This is a genomic window from Cupriavidus sp. HMR-1 (assembly GCF_000319775.1).
Classification (GTDB): Bacteria; Pseudomonadota; Gammaproteobacteria; order Burkholderiales; family Burkholderiaceae; genus Cupriavidus; species Cupriavidus metallidurans.
On sequence record NZ_ANKP01000131.1, the window covers coordinates 1 to 22390 of the forward strand.

The window sequence follows — 22390 nt, forward strand, 5'->3', positions numbered from 1 at the left end:
CAGGCGTCGCTGCCCGAGGTTGCCGAGGCCTGCGACCGCCTGGCCGCGGCATCGCCGTCGGGGCTCGGTGTGACGCTGCCGGGTCCTACCGGCGAGCGCAACACCTACTCGCTGCTACCGCGCGAGCGTGTGCTTTGCCTCGCCCAGCAGGAGTCCGATCTGGTGCTGCAACTGGCCGCCGTGCTGGCCGTCGGCAGCGAGGCGTTGTGCGTTGACACAGCGCAGACCAGGGCCCTGTCTGAAAGGCTTCCCGCCGCAGTACAATCGCGCGTCCACATGGTTTCCGACTGGACGTCGACGGATACGGCGTTCGATGCCGTGCTGCACCACGGCGATTCCGACCAGCTTCGCACGGTCTGCGAGCAGGTGGCCACCCGCACTGGTCCGATTGTCGGCGTGCAGGGTCTTGCGCATGGTGAACCGAATATCGCTCTGGAGCGTTTGTTGATCGAACGTTCGCTGTCCGTCAATACGGCGGCCGCGGGCGGCAATGCAAGTTTGATGACGATCGGCTGAGGCAGGCCTCGACCGTGGCGCGTCGCAGTGCGCGGCGGGGGCCGGCGATCCCGACCCCGTCGCAACCCAGGAACGGACCGGTGCTGCCAACGCCGGTCCGCGAACATGCCGACACCGGCACCATATGGCACCCTATGGGACCCAAGGAGAACTGATGAGCTCGACATTCCGCAAGACGGCGATGACCGTTGCCATGGCCGTAGCCGGCCTGACCGCCGCCTCGGCCGCATTTGCCCAGGCGCAGGAAATCAAGCTGGGCTTTGCCGGCCCGATGACCGGTGGCCAGGCGCAGTATGGCAAGGACATGCAGAACGGTATCGTCCTCGCCATCGAGGACATGAACGCCACCAAGCCCAAGATTGGCGGCAAGGACGTCAAGTTCGTGCTGGTCTCCGAGGACGACCAGGCCGACCCGAAGACCGGTTCCGTCGTGGCGCAGAAGCTCGTGGACGCGGGCATCCAGGGCATGCTCGGCCACTTCAACTCGGGCACCAGCATCCCGGCGTCGATGGTCTACAACCGCGCTGGCATTCCGCAGATCGCCATGGCCACGGCGCCTGAGTACACCCGCCAGGGCTTCAAGACCACGTTCCGCATGATGACGTCCGACACCCAGCAGGGTTCGGTGATCGGCGCCTTCGTGGTGAAGAAGCTCGGCGCCAAGAACATCGCCATCGTCGATGACCGCACGGCCTACGGCCAGGGTCTGGCCGACGAGTTCGAGAAGGCGGCCAAGGCCGCTGGCGGCAAGATCGTCCGCCGCGAGTTCACGAACGACAAGGCCGTGGACTTCAAGGCCGTGCTGACCAATATCAAGCGCGCCAATCCGGACATCATCTTCTACGGCGGCGCCGAGACGCAGTCGGCCCCGATGGCCAAGCAGGTGAAGGAACTGGGCATGAAGGCGCCGCTGGTGTCGGGCGAAATGTCCAAGACCGACAACTTCCTGAAGCTGGCCGGCCCGGCAGCCGATGGCACCGTGGTGTCGCTGGCCGGCCTGCCGCTGGACCAGATGCCGGGTGGCGTGGCCTATGAGAAGAAGTACGAGAAGCGCTTCGGCTCGAAGGTGCAGACCTACTCGCCGTATGCCTATGACGGCGCCACCGCGATGATGACGGCCATGATCAAGGCCGGCTCGGCCGATCCGGCGCGCTACCTGCCGGTGCTGGCTGCGACCAACATGCAGGGCGTGACCACCAAGACGCTGGCCTACGATGCCCGCGGCGACCTGAAGGACGGCGGCATCACCGTCTACAAGGTGGCTGACGGCAAGTGGACCGTGCTGCAGACCGTGGGCGGCAAGTAAGCCAGCCTGCATCGGCGCGCCGGACGGCTTTCCTCCGTCCAGCGCGCCGCGCAATACCAGACGCCACCCGGGCCTGGCCCGTGGTGGCGTTTTTTGTTGAGCGGCGGGAACCGGCCCGAAACCCCCGCTGTTCTTTCCCGGGTGATTCCCCCGGTTAGCGCATAATTCCGCTTTTGCTGAATTCTTGAGAAGGAACCGACCGTGCAGGATGTCCGTTACGAGCACGCGATCGCGCTAGCCAATGCCGGGCGCCACGACGAGGCGCTGCAGGTGGCCGACCAGCTCTGGGAGGCGCACCCTGAGGTGGTGGACTATGCAGCGCTGCGCGCGCAACTGCATGCCGATCGCGACGATGTGTCTGGCGCGCTGGCCGCGCTGGACGAGGCGATGGAACGCCTGCCTTCGCTGTCGCTGGCGCCAGTGCACCGCTGGGCGTCACGTGGCGCGCTGGCGCATATCTACGGCACGCTGCTGATGCGCGAAGGGCGTGATACCGAGGCGCAGCCGTGGATGCATGAAGCGGCGCGTCGCAACGGGCTGGCCACAGGCGAGTGGGCGGCGCATTTCTATGCCGGCTTCGTCGCGCTTCGCCTCAATGACTTCGCCCTGGCGGGCCGTTATTGGCACGATCTGCTCTATCGCGCGCCGGACTTGGGCGCGGGCGACATTCTTCCGCTGGTGCAGGACTACGTGGCGCGTTGCGATGCCGCCGGGCAACTGGGCGAGCCGCTGCTGCGCGTTTGCCTGGGACGTATCGCGCTGGACTCCCCCGAGCTGCTCGATCTGACGCCGCCCGAGGGCGATGCGCTCGCTGCCGTGCAGGCCGAACGGGTGCTGGCCGAGCAAGCCGACCACCCCGAGGCACGCCGTTTGCGCGCGCCACTGCGTCTGGGCAGTGATCTGGCGGGTGCGCTCGATGACATGGATACCTATCTGCGTCAGGAGGCCGATCCGCTGACACAGGTACGCGTGTTGACCTTGCGCAACCAGATCAACGCGGCCGCACCGGCCAATGCGCCTGCGCCGCAACCCGCATGGACCGGCTTCGCGCTGACGGCCGACGCCGACGACGGCGCGCTGTATTTCCATGCGGCCAGCGCACTCGGTGCCTTCATCGACGAGGTGCCGGCGTCGCAGGCCACGCTCAGGCCGCTGCTCGAGGCCGCCTGCCGCAAGGGCCTGGCCTGCTTTGAGTCGTACTTTTCCACAGGCGAAGGCGACCCGCGCGGCCACGGCGGCAATGCCGATCCTCATCTCTACTCGTTGCTGTGCCGTCTGCTGGCGCGTTTGCTGCCTGCCGACGAGGCGCATCTGGAGGAAAAGCTGGCGTTGCACCGCAAGGGTATGGCGGCGAGCGATTTCATCGACCACTGGATCGACCTGCTCGACACCCACGCGGCGGCAGGCCAGCATCAGCAGGTGGTCGACCTGGCCGGCGAGGTCATGAACCGCTACCCGGTGGAACGCAATCCCGGCAATGTGAGCTGGGTGTTCAGCCGTCTGGTGGCGGCCTGGGCGGCGATTGGCGGCCGCGAGGCTACCGAGTCCGCCAGCGCGGCCATCTCGCATATGGATGCGCGCCTTGACGCGCTGCCGGTGGAAGCGCGCAGCGAGGGCGCCCATGCCATGGCGCACGCTCGCGCCCACTATGCCGGGCTGCTCCAGTCCGGCATGGCGGCGATGGACGAACATGATCGTGCCGACGCGCGCGCTGAACTCGAAGCGCTGGAGCGCCGCTCGATGCTGGTCGAAGACGCGTGGCTATGCGGCCGGTTCGGCCAGATCTGGCGTGACCTTGGCGACAACGACCGCGCGCTGCCGCTGCTGGAGCAAGCCGTGCACCTTGGCGAAGGCGATGGCCGGGCACAGGCTCAGGCACGCGTGCAGCGGGCTGTGTTGCTAGTCGACCTGGCGCGCTTTCCCGAGGCGCTGACCGATTTTCAGCTTGCGTTCGCCGCGAGGGACGACTGGGATGCCCGAACCTGGCTGACGGCCGTACGGGCGGCTGTAGGCATGGCGCAGCGCGAAACGGCGCTTGCCTGGTTCGAAAAGGCTCGCGCGCTCGAGGGCGACAAGGGTGTCACCCGGGGGCTTTTCGCGCAGGTGGAAGCCGGCCTGAAGTCGACGCGCCCCAAATGGAAGGTCTGGGGCGTGTGAGCCCATTCTGATTTTGCCAACCCCGGGAAAACGCCATCTGCGAAGATGGCGTTTTTTAATGGAAGAAGCAGAAAGTTGCAAGCGTATTAAAAGAAGCGTCGGACAACACCCGACACGAAAATTCATGTGCTTCCGTTACCATGTCGACCATGAACGGACTAAGCCAACTTTTCCCATCCCTGCCACTGGCCCCGAGCGGATTGTTCTGGGTCGGGCTCGCGCTGGTTGGCGCGGGACTGGCCGGCGAGCTATGCCGCCGCTGGCTCGGCTTCCCCCGCATCGTTGGATATGCGGCCGCGGGGTTGTTCGCGGGCACGCTCGGACGCAGCATCGTCGACGAGAACATGATCGCGCAGACGCGCATCCTGATCGACATGGCGCTCGCGCTGGCGCTGTTCGAGCTTGGCCATCGACTGTCGTTTTCCTGGCTGCGCGCGAACCGCTGGCTGCTGTTCACGAGCGGGGCGGAAAGCCTGCTGACCTGGGGATTGGTGTCCACAGTGTTGCAGTGGCTCGGCGCGTCACCGGCCGTGGCGATTCTCGCGGGCGGTATCGCGGTCAGCACGTCGCCGACCATCGTGCTCCAGCTCAAGAACGAATTGCGCGCCGAAGGCCAGGTAACCGAGCGGCTGATGGCCATGGCGGCCCTGAACAGCATCTACGCCGCTGTTATCGTGCAGGTGGCCACCGGCTGGTTGCATTCCGAATACGGCAACATCGGCGCGGCGCTGCTGCATCCGCTTTATCTGCTGATTGGCTCGTGCCTGCTGGCGTGGGTGGTCGGCAAGGTTGGCCATGCCATTTACGCCCGCATGTCCGCCGACGATCACTACAGCTTCCTGGTGCTGGTTGGTCTGGTCCTGTTCGCGCTGGCGCTGACGCGCGTGCTGAAGCTGTCGATGCCGCTCTCGCTGATGCTGGCCGGCGTGGTCTTCAAGCATCAGGACCGACAGCCGCATGTGTGGCCCACGCACTTCGGCAGCGCGGGCAGCCTGCTGATCATCGTGATGATCGTCTCGCTCGGCTTGCCGCTGACGGCACATGACTGGGCGGTGGGTGGCATGCTGGCCATTGCGCTGGTCGTGATGCGTCACGTTGCCAAGCTCGTTGGCGTGATATCGCTGGGGTCCTTCTCGGGCCTGAGTCTGCGCCAGTGCACGGCGCTCGGCCTGGCGCTGGCTCCGATGTCGGGACTCGCCTATCTTTTGATGAACGACGTCGCCTTGCTGTATCCGGGAACCGGCTCGCCGCTGGCTTCGATCATTCTGTGTGCGCTGGCGATCGAGCAGTTGCTCGGACCCGTCATTGCGGCGTGGGCGCTGCATTATGTCGGCGAAGCGCGTGACAACGGAGGGCGCTGATGTCGCTCGAACCCTTCAAGCATTCCGAAGCCCTGACGTTTGGTGTCGAACTGGAACTGCAGCTCGTCAATCGTCATGACTATGACCTCGCGCCGTTCGCGCCGGACCTGCTCCGGGCGCTCAGGGGCGCGCAACATGCCGGCGACATCAAGCCGGAGATCAGCCCGTCGATGATCGAGATCAGCACGGGGATCTGCCACGACTACGCACAGGCGCTCGAGGAGCTGAGCGTGATGCGGGACCTGATGGTCAATGCGTCACGCGGGCTGAACCTCGGCATCTGCGGCGGCGGCACGCACCCGTTCCAGGTATGGTCCGATCGCACGATTTCCGACTCGCCCCGCTACCAGTACATCTCCGAACTCTACGGCTATCTTGCCAAGCAGTTCACGGTGTTCGGGCAGCACGTGCATATCGGGTGCCCGAGCGCCGACGAGTCGCTGTTCCTGCTGCACGCCATCGGGCGCTACGTCCCGCACTTCATTGCGCTGGCCGCGTCGTCGCCCTATGTGCAGGGTGTGGATACCGGTTTTGCTTCGGCCCGCCTGAATTCGGTGGCGGCATTCCCGATGAGCGGGCGCGCGCCGTTCGTGCTGACCTGGGATGCCTTCAAGGCGTATTTCGACAAGATGCGCGCCACCGGTGTGATCGAGAGCATGAAGGACTTCTATTGGGACATTCGTCCCAAGCCGGAATTCGGCACGATCGAAGTTCGCGTCATGGACACGCCACTGACCGTGCAGCGCGCGTGTGACATCGCAGCCTATATCCAGGCGCTGGCGCGTTACCTGCTGTTGTCGCGGCCATTCATGCCTCAGGAAGACGACTATCTGGTCTACACGTTCAACCGCTTCCAGGCGTGTCGCTTCGGGCTGGAGGGCGAGTATGTGCATCCGAATGAACTGACTCGGATGCCGATTGCCGACCATATCCTGTCGATCTGCGATGCGCTCGAGCCACATGCGGAAGCGCTAGGTTCGCTGGAGGCGCTATCGAATATCCGCGCGCTGGCGGCGAGCCGCAGCAACGACGCGCATTGGGTGCGCGCCGCCAATCGCGATGCGCACAGCCTGCGCGATATGGTGCGACAGACCTGCGAACAGTGGGGGGGGTGAGGCAAGGCGCTGCGCCGACGTCGCGCAGCGCGCAACTCACGCGCCGTGCGGCACACTTTCTCCGTCGCGGCCGGTGACCAGACCGAGCTGTTGATTGGCCGGCACGGCCACGTCGATCAGCTTTGGCCGGGGCAGGTTCAGGCCGCGCATCATCACGATGAACTCGTCGCGTGTACGACCCGCCACCCGGCTGTTGGTGGCGCGCTCCTGACCGATCGTGGACTCGGTGCGGCCCTTGTAGTCATGCGCCGGATAGACACGCGTGTCGTCGGGCAGGCGGAAGAGTTTCTGCGTCAGGCTGTCGAACAGCGTGCCCGCATCGCCGGACTGGAAATCGGTGCGGCCGCAGCCGTCGATCAGCAGCGCATCGCCGGTGAAGATGCGGCGCACCACGCCATCGGTGGTGGGCTCCTCCCACAGATAGCTCATGCTGCCGGCGGTATGCCCGGGCGTGTGGATGGCCCGTAGCACCTGATTGCCGAAGCGGAGCGTGTCGCCGTCGATGAGTTGCTTCTGCGCGGGCTTGATGTCGCAGCCCGACGGCGCCGCCGTGTGGGCGCCGGTCTGCTGTGCCAGATGCCCCGCCGAGGTGATGTGGTCGGCATGGGCATGTGTTTCCACCACCCAGGCCAGCTTGGCGCCGGTGTCGGCAAGTATGCCGAGGTCGCGCTCGTACTGGCGGTCCACGGGATCGATCAGCACCGCCTCATGGGTGTCCGCGTCGATCAGCAGATAGGTGTAGGTGGACGACGTTTCGTCGAAAAGCTGATGGAAGGTCTGCATGGCCGTGTTGTTTTTGGCAAACCGAAGGTGCCTCAATCATACGTCGGCCATCGGTGCCTGCAACCTGCGTGGGTAACTGGAGGCACCCGGGATCAGCATTCCACGATATTGACCGCCAGGCCGCCTCGCGCAGTTTCCTTGTACTTGGTCTTCATGTCCGCGCCAGTTTCGCGCATGGTCTTGATGACCGAGTCGAGCGAGACGTAGTGCGTGCCGTCGCCGCGCAGGGCCATGCGCGCCGCATTGACCGCCTTGACCGCCGCCATGGCATTGCGCTCGATGCAGGGAATCTGCACCAGTCCGCCCACGGGATCGCAGGTCAGGCCGAGGTTGTGCTCCATGCCGATCTCGGCGGCGTTTTCCACCTGCTCGGGCGTGCCCCCGAGCACGGCCGCCAGCGCGCCGGCCGCCATCGAACAGGCCACGCCGACTTCACCCTGACATCCGACCTCCGCGCCGGAGATCGACGCGTTGAGCTTGTAGAGCAGACCGATCGCGCCTGCCGTCAGCAGGAAGTCCACCGCGCCCTGAGGGTTCGCGCTCGGAATAAAGCGGTCGTAGTAGTGCAGCACTGCCGGAATGATGCCCGCGGCGCCATTGGTGGGCGCCGTGACCACGCGGCCACCCGCCGCGTTCTCTTCGTTGACGGCGATTGCGTACAGATTGACCCAGTCCATGACCGAAAGCGGATCGGACAGGGTGCGCTCGGCGCGTTCGGTCAGGTTGCGATACAGCTCGGGCGCGCGTCGGCGCACCTTGAATGGCCCGGGCAGTTCGCCATCGGTGCGGCAACCGCGTGCCACGCATTGCTGCATCACGTCCCAGATGTGGAGCAGGCCGTCCATGACCTCCTGCTCGGAGCGCCACGTGAGTTCGTTCTCCAGCATGAGCCGGGCAATCGACTTGCCGCTGGCGTGAGCCATGTCGAGCATCGCGCGCCCGCTGCGGAACGGATGCGGCAACTGGCGCTCGGCCGCCTGCAACTGCGTGTTGGGCGCGCCCGCCGTGACGATGAAGCCACCACCCACAGACAGATAACGGGCCTCGCGTAGTGAGGTACCGTCCGCATCGTAGGCGTGGAATTTCATCCCGTTGGGATGCTCGGCCATCGCCTCGCGACGATAGAACGCGATGTGTTCGCGTTCTATGAATGGCACCGTATGCGTGCCGAGCAGCGAGAGCTGGCGGCTCGCGCGCAGCGCGGCGAGCTTGGCGTCGATGGTGTTCGGGTCGACCGTGTCCGGCGCTTCCCCCATCAGGCCCAGGATCACGCCCTTGTCGGTGCCGTGTCCCTTGCCCGTCGCACCCAGCGAGCCATACAACTCCACGCGCACACTTGCCACCTGCGGCAGCAGCCCGTCACGCTCCAGCCCGTGGGCAAACATCAGGGCGGCGCGCATCGGGCCGACGGTATGCGAACTGGACGGGCCAATGCCCACCTTGAACAGATCGAAGACGCTGACTGCCACGGCTGACTCCTGAGATGTGCCGTAAAAGTAAGACTACCCGGCACTCCTGCGCGAGGGCGGTGCCGCAGAGCCGCTTACAAAACGAAGCGAAGCGGTTCTGGCTAGGCGCGCGGCCGCGGACAGTACAAGTGGTACGGCAAGGCCGCGCAACGACGCCAGAATCGTTTTTTAAGCGGGTCTCAGTCTTCAGCGTACTCGCTTAGTGGTACGCACGAGCAGAACAGATTGCGGTCGCCGTACACGTTGTCCGCGCGGCCAACCGGCGGCCAGTACTTCTGCGTGCGCAGCGATGCCACCGGGTAGGCGGCTTCCTCGCGCGTGTACTTGTGGTTCCACTTGTCGCTGACGACCACAGCGGCCGTGTGCGGCGCGTGCTTGAGCGGGTTGTCTTCGCGATCGAAGCTGCCGTCCTCGACACGCGCGATCTCGCCACGGATGGCGATCATCGCGTCGATGAAGCGGTCGAGCTCGTGCAGTGCCTCGCTCTCGGTCGGCTCGATCATCAGCGTGCCCGGCACCGGGAAGCTCATGGTCGGCGCGTGGAAGCCGTAGTCCATCAGGCGCTTGGCCACGTCCTCGTTGCTGATGCCGGTGGCCTTCTGCAGCGGGCGCAGATCCAGGATGCACTCGTGCGCCACCAGCCCGTGCTGGCCCGTGTAGAGCACCGGGAAGTGCGGCGACAGACGCCGGGCCACGTAGTTGGCCGTCAGGATCGCGTTCTCGGTGGCGGCGGTCAGGCCGGCCGAGCCCATCATCGCGATATACATCCACGAAATCGGCAGGATGCTGGCCGAGCCGAACGGCGCGGCCGAGACGCCACCGATGCCGTTCTCGTCACGACGATAGCCGACGCTGTCCTGGTTCGGCAGGAAGTCCGCCAGATGCGCGCCCACTGCCACCGGGCCGACGCCGGGGCCGCCACCGCCGTGCGGAATGCAGAACGTCTTGTGCAGGTTCAGGTGGGACACGTCGCCACCGAACTGGCCGGGCGCGGCCACGCCGACCATCGCGTTCATGTTCGCGCCGTCAACGTAGACCTGCCCGCCGTGCTTGTGCACGATGTCGCAGATCTGCTGCACGCCCTGCTCGAACACGCCGTGCGTGGACGGGTAGGTGATCATGATCGCGGCCAGGTTCTTGCTGTGCTGTTCGGCCTTCCTGGCCAGATCTTCCAGATCGACGTTGCCGTTCTCGTCGCAGGCCACCACCACCACCTTCATGCCGGCCATCTGCGCCGACGCCGGGTTGGTGCCGTGCGCGGACGACGGGATCAGGCAGATATCGCGATGGCTTTCGCCACGGCTGGCGTGATAGGCGTGGATGATCAGCAGGCCCGCGTACTCGCCCTGCGAGCCGGCGTTCGGCTGCAGGCTCACCGCGGCGTAGCCGGTGGCGGCGCACAGCATCGCCTCAAGCTGGTCGATCATTTCGCGATAGCCGACGGTCTGGTCGAGCGGCGCGAACGGGTGGATGTGGCTGAACTCGGGCCACGTCACCGGGATCATCTCGCTGGTGGCGTTGAGCTTCATGGTGCAGGAGCCCAGCGGGATCATCGTGCGGTCGAGCGCGAGGTCCTTGTCCGCCAGCGCGCGCAGGTAACGCAGCATCTCGTGCTCGGCGTGGTGCGTGTTGAACACCGGGTGCGTGAGGTACGCGCTCTGGCGCGCCAGCGTCGCCGGGAAGCCGTCCTGCACCGAGGCCTCGATCGTGTCGAAGTCGGGCACGGCCTTGCCGTGCGCGAAGATTTCCCACAGCGCGATCACGTCGTCGCGCGATGCGGTTTCATCGAACGAGATGCCGATGCGCGTGGCGTCCACGTGGCGCAGATTGATGCCACGGGCCGTCGCCGATGCGTGGAACGCCTCGGTGTTGAAGCCGGTCTCCAGCGTCAGCGTGTCGAAGAACGTAGCGTTCAGCGGCGTGTGACCCAGCGTCTTCAGGCCGGCGGCCAGCGTGGCAGTCAGGCGATGCACGCGCTGGGCGATGCGCTTGAGGCCCTGCGGACCATGGTAGACCGCGTACATCGACGCCATCACGGCCAGCAAGACCTGCGCCGTGCAGATGTTCGACGTGGCCTTCTCGCGGCGGATGTGCTGTTCGCGCGTCTGCAGCGCCAGCCGATAGGCCTTGTTGCCTTGCGCGTCGATCGTCACACCGACCAGACGGCCCGGCATCGAGCGCTTGAATTCATCTTTCACGGCCATGTAGCCCGCGTGCGGGCCACCGAAGCCGAGCGGCACGCCAAAGCGCTGCGAGTTGCCCACGGTCACGTCGGCGCCCCATTCGCCCGGCGCGGCGATCAGCGTCAGCGCCAGCAGATCGGCAGCGGCCACGACGCGACCACCGGAGGCGTGCACGGCTTCGGCAATTGCGCGGTAGTCGGCCACATCGCCATTCACGCCCGGGTATTGCAGGAGCACGCCAAAGGCATGGGCCTGCGCGGCGTCAGCGGCGGGGCCGACCTTGACCTCGATGCCGAGCGGCAGGGCGCGCGTGCGAACCACTTCCAGCGTTTGCGGCAGGACGTCTTCAGCCACGTAGAACGTGTTCGAGGCGTGCTTGTTCACGCGCTGCAGCAGCGTCATCGCCTCGGCGGCAGCGGTGCCTTCGTCGAGCATCGACGCGTTGGCGATATCCAGGCCGGTCAGATCGGTGATCATCTGCTGGAAGTTCAGCATCGCTTCCAGACGGCCTTGCGAGATTTCGGGCTGGTACGGCGTGTACGCGGTGTACCACGCCGGGTTCTCGAAGATGTTGCGCAGGATGACGCCCGGCGTGAGCGTGTTGTAGTAGCCCTGGCCAACGAAGCTCTTGAGCACGCGGTTCTTGCCCGCCAGCGCGCGCAGGCGGCCGAGCGCGGCCTCCTCGGTCAGCGGTGCGGTGAATTCGCCCAGCGACATGCCGTCACGGCGGCGGATCGCGGCGGGCACCACGGCGTCGATCAGCGCGGCGCGGCTCTCGAAACCGAGCACCTTGAGCATGTGTTGCTGTTCGGCGGAATCGGGGCCGATATGACGGGCGGCGAAGGCGTCGCGCGCCTCCAGTTCGGCCAGCGTGGGCCGGGCACCTTGGGCGGCAGCGTTCATGGGGAGCGGGGCGTTCATGGCAAGGAATCTCGTGGGGGCGCGGCGGCAGGTGGTCAGCCTGGCCGCCGCGTTTGCGGCATCGAATCAGTCAGGGTGTCGGGGCTCAGGCGCCGACGCTGGCCTTGTAGGCGTCGGCACTCATCAGGCCGTTCACGTCGTCGCTGTTGGCCGGCTTCAGCTTGAACAGCCAGGCGTCGAACGCATTGGCGTTGACCGATTCCGGCGAGGCCGAGGCGGCTTCGTTCACGGCGATCACTTCGCCAGCCACCGGGGCGTAGATGTCGGAGGCGGCCTTTACCGATTCCACCACGGCAAGCGCGTCACCGGCGCCGACCGACTTGCCCACTTCGGGCAGTTCCAGGAAGACGATGTCGCCGAGCGCGTCCTGCGCGTGATCGGTGATGCCGATCGTCAGCGTGCCGTCGGACTCGACGCGCACCCATTCGTGCGACTCGGTGTACTTCAGGTCAGCGGGGAAATTCATTGAGGTTCTCCGGAATGCAGTGTGTTTCTTGTTTCAGGCATCCCCCCTGGCTGGCCCGCCGGGGGGATGTAAGGGCGACCGTTGGTGTGAAGCCGGGCGATGCCTCAGCTCACGAGTGCCTTGCCATTGCGCACAAACGGCAGTTTAACCACAGTCGCGGTCAGTTTGCGGTCGCGAATCTCCACCTGCACCTCGGTGCCGGGGGCAATGTCGCGGGGAAGGCGGGCAAAGGCGATCGATTGCGCCAGCGACGGGCTGAACGTGCCGCTGGTGATTTCGCCGTCGCCGGCCGGGGTGATGACTTTCTGGTGCGCGCGCAGCACGCCACCCTTGTCTCGCAGGATCAGGCCGGCGAAGGTCTTTTGCTGGCCACTGGCCAGCAGCGCCGACTTGCCGATGAAGTTGCGCTCGCTTTGCAGGTCGACGGTCCACGACAGTCCCGCATCGAGCGGCGAGGTGTGGATATCCATGTCCTGGCCGTACAGGTTCATGCCGGCTTCCAGCCGCAGCGTGTCGCGCGCGCCGAGTCCGGCGGGACGCACGCCCGAGGCGGACAGCTTTTCCCAGATGCCCGCGACGTTCTCTGCCGGCACAACGAGTTCGAAGCCATCTTCACCGGTGTAGCCGGTACGGGCCACCATCAGTTCACCCATCTCGGCGTCGTGCACCACCACCGCGTTGAAAGGCTTGAGCGCGTCGGCGGGCTGGGTCGACGGGAATGCGTCGTACACCTTCTGGCGTGCGTTCGGACCCTGCACTGCAACAATGGCCAGCTTGCTCACGCCGGCCGGGGCCAGGTCGCCACGGCGCGGGGTGATCGTCACGCCGCTGCCGGTGGCCGTGTTGCGGGACTGGATCCATTCGATGTCGCCGATGGCCGTGCTGGCGTTGACCACCAGGCGGAACCGGTCCTCGGCAAAGAAGTAGACGATCAGGTCGTCGATGACGCCGCCTTTCTCGTCGAGCATGCACGAATAGAGCGCCTTGCCCGGCGTTTGCAGCTTGTCGATGTTGTTGGCCAGCAGGCCGCGCAGGAAGGCGCGCGTGTGGGTGCCGCTCAGGTCCACCACGCACATGTGGGAGACGTCGAACATGCCGGCGTCGGCGCGTACCGCGTTGTGTTCCTCGATCTGGGAGCCGTAGTTGACGGGCATGTCCCAACCGCCGAAGTCGACCATGCGGGCGCCGAGGGCGCGGTGGATGGCGTTGAGGGGCGTGGCCTGGAGCGTCATGGATGTCCTTGGGGGCGCTCGGTTCGAAAACCGTGGTTCGAAAACGAAAAAAGGGTCATCCGCCGCAGCGTCCGGTCGCGCCAATGCGCTACCAGTCCGCTGCCGCGGATGACCCCTCTGTCCTCGATACCTGAGAGATTACGAAGCGTGGTGCTTCGTGCGCCCCTTCGGTGGACATGCTCACCATTGCCTTGCAATAGCGGATGTCGCTCTCCAGAGTGCGGCATGCATTGTGTGCATGTTGCATGCCGATCCAGCCAGTCCATGGTGCCTGAGAGTTTTCGGGTGATACCCCTTCGGCGGCGCAATCGCTGCGCGCTCTCCCGGCCGGATGCGCGTGAATGTACGGGACCGGTCTGCCTTTGTCAAACCTCGTGCGGCAGGCCCGGTCCCGTGCGTGGTCGCCCGTTGCGGGCGGCCCTCGCCAACCTGTCAGTGGCCGTCATCGCGCCCGGTAACAGGCCCTTGATGAGCGGCCCTGGGACAACCCTTAGTGACCCTTGGTCGTGACGTTACCGATCACGCCACCCACGGCGGCGCCGCCGAGCGTGCCCAGCGGGCTGCCTTCGGTCAGTACGGCGCCACCCACGGCACCGACGCCCGCGCCGATCGCCGTGTTGCGCTGCTTCGGCGTCATGTCGGCGCAGCCGCCAAAGGCAGCAAGCGTGACACCAATCAGTGTGAGCTTCGAAATCGTGCGGAACGTAGTCATATGGCCTCCAGTGCTTTGTTGTCGACATGCGGTACTGCCACGCGCGCCAGCCATACCGGCACGCTGTGAAAAGTGAGAGGCCGATGCCGTGCCCGGGTGCCCGCGGCTTACGATTGTTACGGGCTCGAAACGCTTGCCGTAGGACGGTCTCCGACACACGTGCAGGGTGCGACCAGACACGAGGCGCGTGACACGAGGCACGTGTTAACATCGCCAGCTTTGGCGCACCGGCTCCGGTGTGCTTCATCCGCGCCTTTTCGGCCGATCCTGGCCAATCCTCATCAAAGATCACATGTCCCACGGGCTCAATTCCGCGCAATCCGAAGCCGTTCGCTATCTCGACGGGCCATGCCTCGTCCTGGCGGGTGCCGGATCGGGCAAGACGCGCGTGATCACGCAGAAGATCGCGCACCTGATCGAGGACAAGGGGTTCGAGCCGCGCCACATCGCCGCCGTCACGTTCACCAACAAGGCGGCCAAGGAGATGCAGGAGCGCATCGGCAAGCTGATGGAGGGCAAGACCACGCGCGAGGGCAAGCGGATTCCGCTCAAACAGCTCACGGTCTGCACGTTCCATTCGCTCGGCGTGCAGATCCTGCGCATGGAAGCCGAGCACCTTGGCCTGAAGCCGCAGTTCTCCATCATGGATTCCGATGACTGCTTCGGTCTGGTGCAGGAGCAGCTTGGCACCACGGACAAGAAGCTGATCCGCAGCGTGCAGAGCACGATCTCGCTGTGGAAAAACGGCATGATCGATCCGGAGACGGCACTTGCGCAGGCGAGCGATGCCGACGAGCACCAGGCCGCGATGGTGTATCGCAATTACGTGGCCACGCTGCACGCTTACCAGGCGGTGGACTTCGACGACCTGATCCGCCTGCCCGCCGAACTGTTCGCGCGCGACGAAGCCGTGCAACTGAAGTGGCAGAACCGCCTGCGTTACTTCCTCGTCGACGAGTACCAGGACACCAACGCGTGCCAGTACCAGTTGCTCAAGCTGCTGGCCGGTGGGTCGCATCTGCGCGCGCCGGCATTCACCGCAGTGGGTGATGACGATCAGGCGATCTATGGCTGGCGTGGCGCCACGCTCGACAACCTGCGCCTGCTGCAGTCCGATTTCCCGAGTCTGAAGGTGGTCAAGCTCGAACAGAACTACCGTTCGACCGTGCGGATTCTGGAAGCCGCCAACGCGGTGATCGCCAACAACCCGAAGCTGTTCGACAAGAAGCTGTGGTCGGAACACGGCATGGGCGATCCGATCGCGATCCACCCGATGAACGACGAGGAGCACGAGGCAGAGTCAGTGGTATTCCGGCTGTCCGCGCACAAGTTCGAGCGGCGCGCGCAGTTCCGTGACTACGCAATCCTCTATCGCGGCAATCACCAGGCCCGGCTGTTCGAACAGATCCTGCGCCGCGAGCGCATTCCGTATGTGCTCTCCGGCGGCCAGAGCTTCTTCGACAAGGCCGAAATCAAGGACATCTGCGCCTACCTGCGCCTGATCGCCAACCCCGACGACGATCCCGCATTCATCCGCGCGATCACCACGCCGCGTCGTGGCGTAGGCAACACCACGCTCGAAGTGCTCGGCACGTTCGCGGGCCAGGCCAAGGTATCGCTGTTCGAGGCGGCCATGATGGGTGGCATCGAGGCGAAGCTGCAGCCGCGCCAGCTTGAGCCGCTGCGCACGTTCAGCGAGTCGATGGTGCGGCTGGCCGATCGTGCGAAGACGGACCCGGCCACGGTGGTGCTCGACGATCTCATGGAAGGTATCCACTACGAGGCCTACCTCTACGACACCTTCGATGAACGGCAGGCGCAATCACGCTGGACCAACACGCTCGAATTCCTCGACTGGCTCAAACGCAAGGGCACGCGTCCCGAGCCGGAAGGCGAGGGCGCGGCCACCGGATTCGACACCGCCGATGGTTTCGGCGACGAAGGCAAGAACCTGCTCGAACTTACGCAGACCGTGGCGCTGATGAGCATGCTGGAAGGCCGCGAGGAAGATCCCGATGCGGTGCGACTGTCGACGCTGCACGCGTCGAAGGGGCTCGAGTACCCGCACGTGTTCCTGGTCGGCGTGGAAGAGGGCATCCTGCCTCACTCGCGCGAGGACGAGGAAATGGGCGACGAGAAGATCGAGGAGGAGCGCCGCCTGATGTATGTGGGCATCACGCGCGCGCAGCGCAGTCTGCAGATCAGCTGGTGCAAGAAGCGCAAGCGCGCCCGCGATACGTATGCGTGCGAGCCGTCGCGTTTCATCGCCGAGATGAAGCTGGAGGACGACCCCGCCCCGAAGGACGAGACCCCGGCCATGAGCCCGAAGGATCGTCTGGCCGGGCTCAAGGCGCTGCTCGGCAAGCCTGCGGCGGGGTGATTGATACAAGCCGGACAAGCTTCGGGATGACCGGCTCTCTACGATTGGCGTGCGCGCTTTCGTCTCGGCGTCTGTCGCGACACATCGCGCCTACCCTTCGGTTTGCGGTGTGTGCTGGGCGCATGCGAGCCCGGCTTCTTCCCTGTTGAGCGCTCCCGGATGCGGCAGCACCGGGGGCGTTTTTTTCCGCCTCTCGTCGCTTGTGGCGTTTTAAGCACGTATCAAGTTTGATACAAAACCGGCATCGCTTGTAATGGGCAAGCTGGTACATTGGGTGCTCCATCCGGCCGCGGTTCCGCGGCCGTTCCCATCTGCAAGCTCGCCCATGGACCTGTCCCCCGCCCTGCCAATCCGCCTGCTGATCGTCGACGACGACCCACAAATCCGGGCCATGCTGGCCGAATACCTCGCCACATTCGGCATGGAGGCCGATGGTGCCGAAGGCGGCACTGCCATGCGTGCGGCGATGTCGAAGCAGGAATACGACCTCGTCATCCTGGACCTCTCGCTGCCCGGCGAGAACGGCCTGACGTTGTGCCGCGAAATCCGGGAGTCCAGCAACCTGCCTGTGATCATGCTGACCGCGCGGGCGGAACTGGCCGATCGCGTGGTGGGACTCGAGGTGGGCGCGGACGACTACGTGACCAAGCCGTTCGAGATGCGCGAGCTGGTGGCGCGCATCCATACCGTGCTGCGTCGCAGCCGTGCCGACGTGCGACGTCCGGCACCGGCCGCGCCCGGGCATGAAGTCCGGTTCGCGGCATGGCGACTGAACACCACGCTGCGCCAGCTGGTGGATGCCGAGGACACGGTGGTGCCGCTTTCCAACGCGGAATTCCGGCTGCTGCTGACATTCATCGAGCATCCCAATCGCGTGCTCGATCGCGAGATGCTGATCAACACCGCGCGTGGGCGCGATCTGGACGTGTTCGATCGCAGCATCGACCTGTTGGTGTCCCGTCTGCGCCAGAAGCTGCGTGACGATCCGCGCGACTCGGCACTGATCCGCACCGTGCGCGGCGAAGGGTACGTCTTCACGGGCACCGTGGAGCACTGACGGCATGGCAGCGCAGATGCCGCCATCGGCGGACGATCCACCAATGGTGCGGCCAGAATTGCGTTCCAGCACATTGGAGACGCCCCGAAGGCGCTTCGATTCGATGTTCGTGCGGCTGTTCTTCGTGATGGCCGCGATCATGCTTGCCGTTCACGTGCTGGGCGTGACCGTGATCGAGGGGTTCTTCCCGCGCCCGGGTTCGGAGCGCTACATGGAACGGATGCGCCGCGCCGCCTCGGAAGCCGAGGCGGCCGGCCACCCATTGCCGGCACCACTGCCAGGCGCGTTGGCGTCGCTCAGCCATCCGCACGGACCGCCACCGCCGCCCAACGCCAATGACGACGATGACGACGGCGACAACGACGGGCCCCCGCTGCATCCCGACGCATTCCGCATGCAGAAAGGTGGCGTGCTCATGCCACCCGGACCCCCTGGGCCGCCTGGGCCACCGTCCGGTTTCCATATCCGAGGTATCTGGCCGCCGCACCTGGGCATGTTGTTCCAGCTCGTGGCCATCCTGATTGCATCGTGGGTTGGCGCGCGTCTGCTGGCGCGGCCCGTGCAGCAACTGGCCAGTGGTGCGAACCGGCTGGCGCAGGACGTCCACGCGCCACCGCTGGAGGAGGAGACGGGCCCAGCCGAAGCGCGTGACGCTACCCGGGCACTGAACCTGATGCAGCAGCGCATCCGCACCCAGCTGGCGCAGCAATCGCGCTTCCTGGCGGCGGTGTCGCACGACCTGCGCACGCCGCTGACGCGCATGAGCCTGCGCATCGAGCGCATCGAGGACAACAACGTGCGTTACCGTCTGCGCCAGGATCTGGCCGAGATGAACGGACTGATTGACGCCACGCTGTACTACCTGCGCGAGCGAGACGATGCCGCCGGCCCGCGCCAGCGCGTGGACGTGCTGGCACTGCTGCAGGCCATCGTCGACGATGCCCAGGAAATGGGTCAGGACGTGCGGCTTTCCGGCACCGCCGTGCCGCTGCTGGCGTACCCGGCCGAACTGCGCCGCGCGGTGGTCAATCTGGTGGAGAACGCGCACCGGTACGGCGGCGCCGCCCATATCGTGCTGACCGACAGCGCCGAGCGCGTGATCATCGACGTGTCCGATAACGGCCCGGGTATTCCGCCCGCGGAACTCCAGCGCGTGCTGGAGCCGTTCTATCGCGTGGAGTCGTCGCGCAGCCGTGCTACAGGTGGCGTGGGAATGGGATTGGCGATCGCCGCCGACATCGTGGCGCGGCACGGCGGGGAACTGACGCTGACCAACCGCACCGAGGGCGGCCTGCGCGTGCGCATCGTGCTGCCGCGCGCCTGACGGGGCGTCGGCGCGTCGATTGCTCAGGCGCGTTGGGGCACACCGCTCTTGTTGATCGGTGCCAGTTGCACGTACTGCGAACCACGTAGTCCGCGCGTGAAGTCGAGCGTGAAATCGCCAACGTCGACGCGCGTCTGCAGCGCGCGACGCAGCTCTACCGGTCCGGGCGCCTTGATGCCGCTGGCCGCGCGCACCAGCCACGCGGCGCCAATGTAGCCGGCCAGCGTGGCGGGCGAGGGCGGCTCGTCGAGATACTGCTTCATGCGCGCGACATGCTCTTTCACCACACGCAGCGTCGACTCCTGCGGCCCCGGCGCGATCTGCGTCACCACCATCCCGCCCGCATAGCCTGTACCGAGGATTTCACGCGCCGACACCGGGCTGACAGCCGACAACCCCACCAGGAATCCGTACCAGTTCTGCGCAGCCAGCGCGCGACCCAGGCTACCGTAGGCGAGCGTGTCGCCGCCGACGATCACCGCACCCGGACGGCCCCCCGCAATGCGGCGCGCGCTCTCGTCGAAGTTGCCCGTGAGCGGCACCGTCTGTACCGACATGGCTTTCTCCAGCCGCGACAGCCAGGGCGTGCCTGCAGCGAGCGTGCCCGCCGCGAAATCGGGAGAGACCGCCAGCGTTACCGCGGTCAGTCCGAAGCCGCGTAGCTGACGTACCGCTGCGTCCAGTTCGGATTGATAGTCGGCGCGGGTGAACCAGACGTTCTCGGCATTCAGTGAGAGACCCGACAGCGGTGCCACGATCTGCACGCCACGGCGCGACAGCTCGGTGGACGCTGCGAGCGCGGGCAGCAATGCATCGCCGGGCCCGAACAGCACCTCGGCATGTTCGCTGTCGGCGAGTGCCACTGCCTGGGCCGTGGCGCCACGCGGATTCGTATCGGCATCGCGCGCGACGTGGACGATATGCAGGCTGCCGTTGGACGCGTTGTACGCATCGAACAGCACCTTCGCGCCGGCCAGGTAGTCGCGCGAAAGATCGGCCTGCGGGCCGGTGCGATCGACCAGTTGGCCGACGACAAGCTGGCGGCGCGCGCCCGATGGCGCGGGCTGCGCGAACGCGGTGAGCGGTGCGATCCCGGCCAGTGATGACAACGCGCCGAGCGAACCCAGTGCGCCGAGCGTGCCGAGCGTGCGCCGACGCCCTGCGGACGCGGGCGCGCATGACGATATCGACTGCGGTGGGGCTTGGCGCATGGCAGTGGTTCGGAAGCGGTGTGAGGGGAAAGGATGTCTCGCAGCGCAGGGCAGCGAGACCGGGCCGAGACTATCGGCGGTTCATGACGTTCCCGTGACTTGCACGCGACTTGGCTCCCCACCTCGGCGGGGCTGGCGGGCGCACGCATGACGTGGCCTTGATGCTTATCAAGATGGCAGTCCCGGGCGAGGCATAGGATCGGACGTACTTCCGCCTAGAAAGCACCAAAATCATGTCCGCCCCCACGTCCGACACCCTCGATACCGCTATCCCTTCCGGCCTCGCATCCCCGTCGACCGCCTTCGATCGCACCGCACTCGCCGACTTCCGCGAGCTTGCCGGCCGCATCGATGGCAATGGCCCGCGCTACACGTCGTATCCCACCGCCGACCGCTTTCACGGTGAAGTCGGCGACGTCGCCTACCGGCGCGCCCTGGATGCCTGCCGCGCGAACGCGCCGGCTCCACTGTCGCTGTACGTCCACATCCCGTTCTGCGAGAACATCTGCTACTACTGCGGCTGCAACAAGATCATCACCAAGGATCACACCCGCAGCGCGCGTTACGTCGACTATCTGGCACGCGAAATGGCCATGGCCGCCGAGCAGCTTGGCGAGCGCCGCGCGGTCATGCAGTCGCATTGGGGTGGCGGCACGCCGACCTTCCTCGATCCCGTTGAAATGCGCCACGTGATGTCGGCGTTGCACAAGCATTTCGAACTGCTGCCTGAGGGAGAGCACGCGATCGAGATCGACCCGCGCCGTGTGGGCGACGATCGCATGGACCTGCTCGGCGAACTTGGCTTCAACCGGATCAGCCTCGGCGTGCAGGACTTCGACCCCGAAGTGCAACAGGCCATCCACCGGGTGCAGTCGTACGAGGAAACCTACGGCGTGGTGCGGGCCGCGCGACGTCTTGGGTTCCGTTCGATCAGCATGGACCTGATCTACGGACTGCCGCACCAGACCACGCAACGCTTCTCGGCAACCATCGACCGCGTGCTGGAAATGCGCCCGGACCGCCTGTCGGTCTACAGCTACGCGCACCTCCCGCATGTGTTCAAACCGCAACGCCGCATCGATCCCGCCGCATTGCCACCTGCCGCGGAAAAGCTCGACATCCTCGTATCGACGATCGAGCGCCTGACCGCCGCTGGCTATGTCTATATCGGCATGGACCATTTTGCGTTGCCGGATGACGATCTGGCCATTGCCCAGCGTGAAGGCCGGCTGCAACGCAATTTCCAGGGCTATGCCACCCACGCAGGCTACGACCAGCTTGGCTTCGGGGTCTCGGCGATCGGCGCCGTGGCGGGTCACTACGCGCAGAACGCGCGCACCACGGACGAGTACTACGCCGCGCTCGACAAAGGCCAACTGCCGATCGTGCGCGGGTTCGAGACCTCGGAAGACGACCGTCTGCGCAAGTTCATCATCGGCGAGCTGATGTGCAACGGCACGCTCGATATTCCTGCCGTGGAAGCCGCGCACAGCATCGATTTCGCGCAGAAATTCGCCGCTGAACTGGCCGACCTGGACAAGCTGGCCGTGGACCATCTGCTTCGGCGCACGCGGAACCGGATCGAGATCACGCCGCTGGGTCGACTGCTGGTGCGTCGCATCGCGATGGTGTTCGACCACTATCTGCGTGAAGACGCGCTGCGTCCCAAGCCGGCAGCGCCGGCGGCCAACGACGCGAAGGTCATCCCGCTGGTGCGCTACTCACGCGTTGTTTAAAGAAATTTTGATGCTCGGCAAATGAGCCAATAAAAAAAGCCCGCGAGATATTCGCGGGCTTTTTTTGTGGAGCCGGGGTGACTTCCGGGGTTGCCCCCGGCGTCACTGTCACTCGCTCCGTGACGGTCTTCGAGCCTTACTTGCCGGCCTCTGCCATGTAGTTCGAAGCGGCGATCACGTCGGCGTCCGGACCGGCATAGCCACCCTTCGGCGGCATCACGCCCTTGCCCTTCAGCGCGTAGTTGTGGACTGCGTCCATGCCTTCCTTCAGGCGCGGCGCCCAGGCGGCCTTGTCGCCGAACTTCGGCGCGCCGGCCACACCAGAGGCGTGGCAAGCCGCGCAGACTTGTTCATAGACCTTCTTGCCCGTTTCAGCCGAAGCGGCGGCCGGTGCGGCAGCAGCAACAGCAGCAGGGGCTGGAGCCGCTGCGGCGGCAGGCGCTGCAGCAGCAGGGGCGGCG

The 22390-nt window shown here is 65.7% G+C and carries 16 protein-coding genes, 1 pseudogene and 2 riboswitches; of the genes and pseudogenes, 9 read left to right on the plus strand and 8 right to left on the minus strand.

Going from position 1 to position 22390, the window contains the following annotated elements:
* From D769_RS17105 to D769_RS17125, 5 genes and pseudogenes are all read left to right on the plus strand, one after another.
* Positions 1-516, plus strand: a pseudogene (locus tag D769_RS17105) (trifunctional transcriptional regulator/proline dehydrogenase/L-glutamate gamma-semialdehyde dehydrogenase); the annotation flags it as partial.
* 154 nt (positions 517-670) lie between these two features.
* Positions 671-1822 carry a branched-chain amino acid ABC transporter substrate-binding protein gene (locus D769_RS17110; RefSeq protein ID WP_008647384.1) on the plus strand — a complete coding sequence of 384 codons (1152 nt, stop codon included), beginning with the start codon at positions 671-673 and terminating at the stop codon, positions 1820-1822.
* A 201-nt stretch (positions 1823-2023) separates the two neighbouring features.
* Positions 2024-3979, plus strand: coding sequence for a hypothetical protein (locus D769_RS17115; RefSeq protein ID WP_008647385.1), 1956 nt, complete (start codon positions 2024-2026; stop codon positions 3977-3979).
* 149 nt (positions 3980-4128) lie between these two features.
* Positions 4129-5340 (plus strand): cation:proton antiporter, encoded by a 1212-nt coding sequence (locus D769_RS17120; RefSeq protein WP_080709875.1) that lies wholly within the window; start codon positions 4129-4131, stop codon positions 5338-5340.
* A complete protein-coding gene (locus D769_RS17125; RefSeq protein WP_008647388.1) occupies positions 5340-6455 on the plus strand; it encodes a YbdK family carboxylate-amine ligase in 1116 nt (371 codons plus the stop codon). The genes D769_RS17120 and D769_RS17125 overlap by 1 nt, the downstream gene beginning before the upstream one ends.
* 36 nt (positions 6456-6491) lie before the next feature.
* Here the strand turns inward: D769_RS17125 and D769_RS17130 are convergent, their stop codons facing one another.
* The 6 genes from D769_RS17130 to D769_RS17155 all read right to left on the minus strand — a co-directional run bounded on the left by D769_RS17130 (position 6492) and on the right by D769_RS17155 (position 14221).
* Positions 6492-7238, minus strand: coding sequence for an MBL fold metallo-hydrolase (locus D769_RS17130; protein WP_008647390.1), 747 nt, complete (start codon positions 7236-7238; stop codon positions 6492-6494).
* A 92-nt stretch (positions 7239-7330) separates the two neighbouring features.
* Positions 7331-8707 carry an L-serine ammonia-lyase gene (locus D769_RS17135; RefSeq protein ID WP_008647391.1) on the minus strand — a complete coding sequence of 459 codons (1377 nt, stop codon included), beginning with the start codon at positions 8705-8707 and terminating at the stop codon, positions 7331-7333.
* Positions 8708-8886: 179 nt separating this feature from the next.
* Positions 8887-11811 (minus strand): aminomethyl-transferring glycine dehydrogenase, encoded by a 2925-nt coding sequence (gcvP, locus tag D769_RS17140; RefSeq protein WP_008647393.1) that lies wholly within the window; start codon positions 11809-11811, stop codon positions 8887-8889.
* Between the two features lie 85 nt (positions 11812-11896).
* On the minus strand, positions 11897-12277 hold the full coding sequence (gene gcvH, locus D769_RS17145) for a glycine cleavage system protein GcvH (protein WP_008647396.1): 381 nt from the start codon (positions 12275-12277) through the stop codon (positions 11897-11899).
* Positions 12278-12381: 104 nt separating this feature from the next.
* Entirely contained in the window at positions 12382-13509 is a 1128-nt protein-coding gene (gene gcvT, locus D769_RS17150) for a glycine cleavage system aminomethyltransferase GcvT (protein WP_008647397.1), read from the minus strand.
* Positions 13510-13616: 107 nt separating this feature from the next.
* Positions 13617-13736: riboswitch (glycine riboswitch) on the minus strand.
* Positions 13737-13757: 21 nt separating this feature from the next.
* Positions 13758-13845, minus strand: a riboswitch (glycine riboswitch).
* A 154-nt stretch (positions 13846-13999) separates the two neighbouring features.
* Positions 14000-14221 (minus strand): glycine zipper 2TM domain-containing protein, encoded by a 222-nt coding sequence (locus tag D769_RS17155; protein WP_008647398.1) that lies wholly within the window; start codon positions 14219-14221, stop codon positions 14000-14002.
* A gap of 292 nt (positions 14222-14513) precedes the next feature.
* Here D769_RS17155 and D769_RS17160 point away from each other — a divergent pair, with 292 nt between their 5' ends.
* The 3 genes from D769_RS17160 (at position 14514) to D769_RS17170 (ending at position 18982) form a co-directional block, all read left to right on the plus strand.
* A complete protein-coding gene (locus D769_RS17160) occupies positions 14514-16601 on the plus strand; it encodes a UvrD-helicase domain-containing protein (RefSeq protein WP_008647399.1) in 2088 nt (695 codons plus the stop codon).
* A gap of 325 nt (positions 16602-16926) precedes the next feature.
* The gene (locus tag D769_RS17165; RefSeq protein ID WP_040011096.1) at positions 16927-17658 is read left to right on the plus strand and encodes a response regulator; all 732 of its coding nucleotides are present in this window, start codon (positions 16927-16929) and stop codon (positions 17656-17658) included.
* A 4-nt stretch (positions 17659-17662) separates the two neighbouring features.
* Positions 17663-18982, plus strand: coding sequence for an ATP-binding protein (locus tag D769_RS17170; RefSeq protein WP_008647402.1), 1320 nt, complete (start codon positions 17663-17665; stop codon positions 18980-18982).
* Positions 18983-19005: 23 nt separating this feature from the next.
* On the opposite strand, the gene D769_RS17175 is transcribed toward D769_RS17170, so the two are convergent.
* A complete protein-coding gene (locus tag D769_RS17175) occupies positions 19006-20193 on the minus strand; it encodes an ABC transporter substrate-binding protein (protein ID WP_008647404.1) in 1188 nt (395 codons plus the stop codon).
* Between the two features lie 233 nt (positions 20194-20426).
* Here D769_RS17175 and hemN point away from each other — a divergent pair, with 233 nt between their 5' ends.
* The gene (gene hemN, locus D769_RS17180; RefSeq protein ID WP_008647407.1) at positions 20427-21929 is read left to right on the plus strand and encodes an oxygen-independent coproporphyrinogen III oxidase; all 1503 of its coding nucleotides are present in this window, start codon (positions 20427-20429) and stop codon (positions 21927-21929) included.
* A gap of 136 nt (positions 21930-22065) precedes the next feature.
* Here the strand turns inward: hemN and D769_RS17185 are convergent.
* Positions 22066-22390, minus strand: a 325-nt coding sequence (locus tag D769_RS17185) for a c-type cytochrome (RefSeq protein WP_008647409.1), incomplete at its 5' end; no start/stop codon positions are given.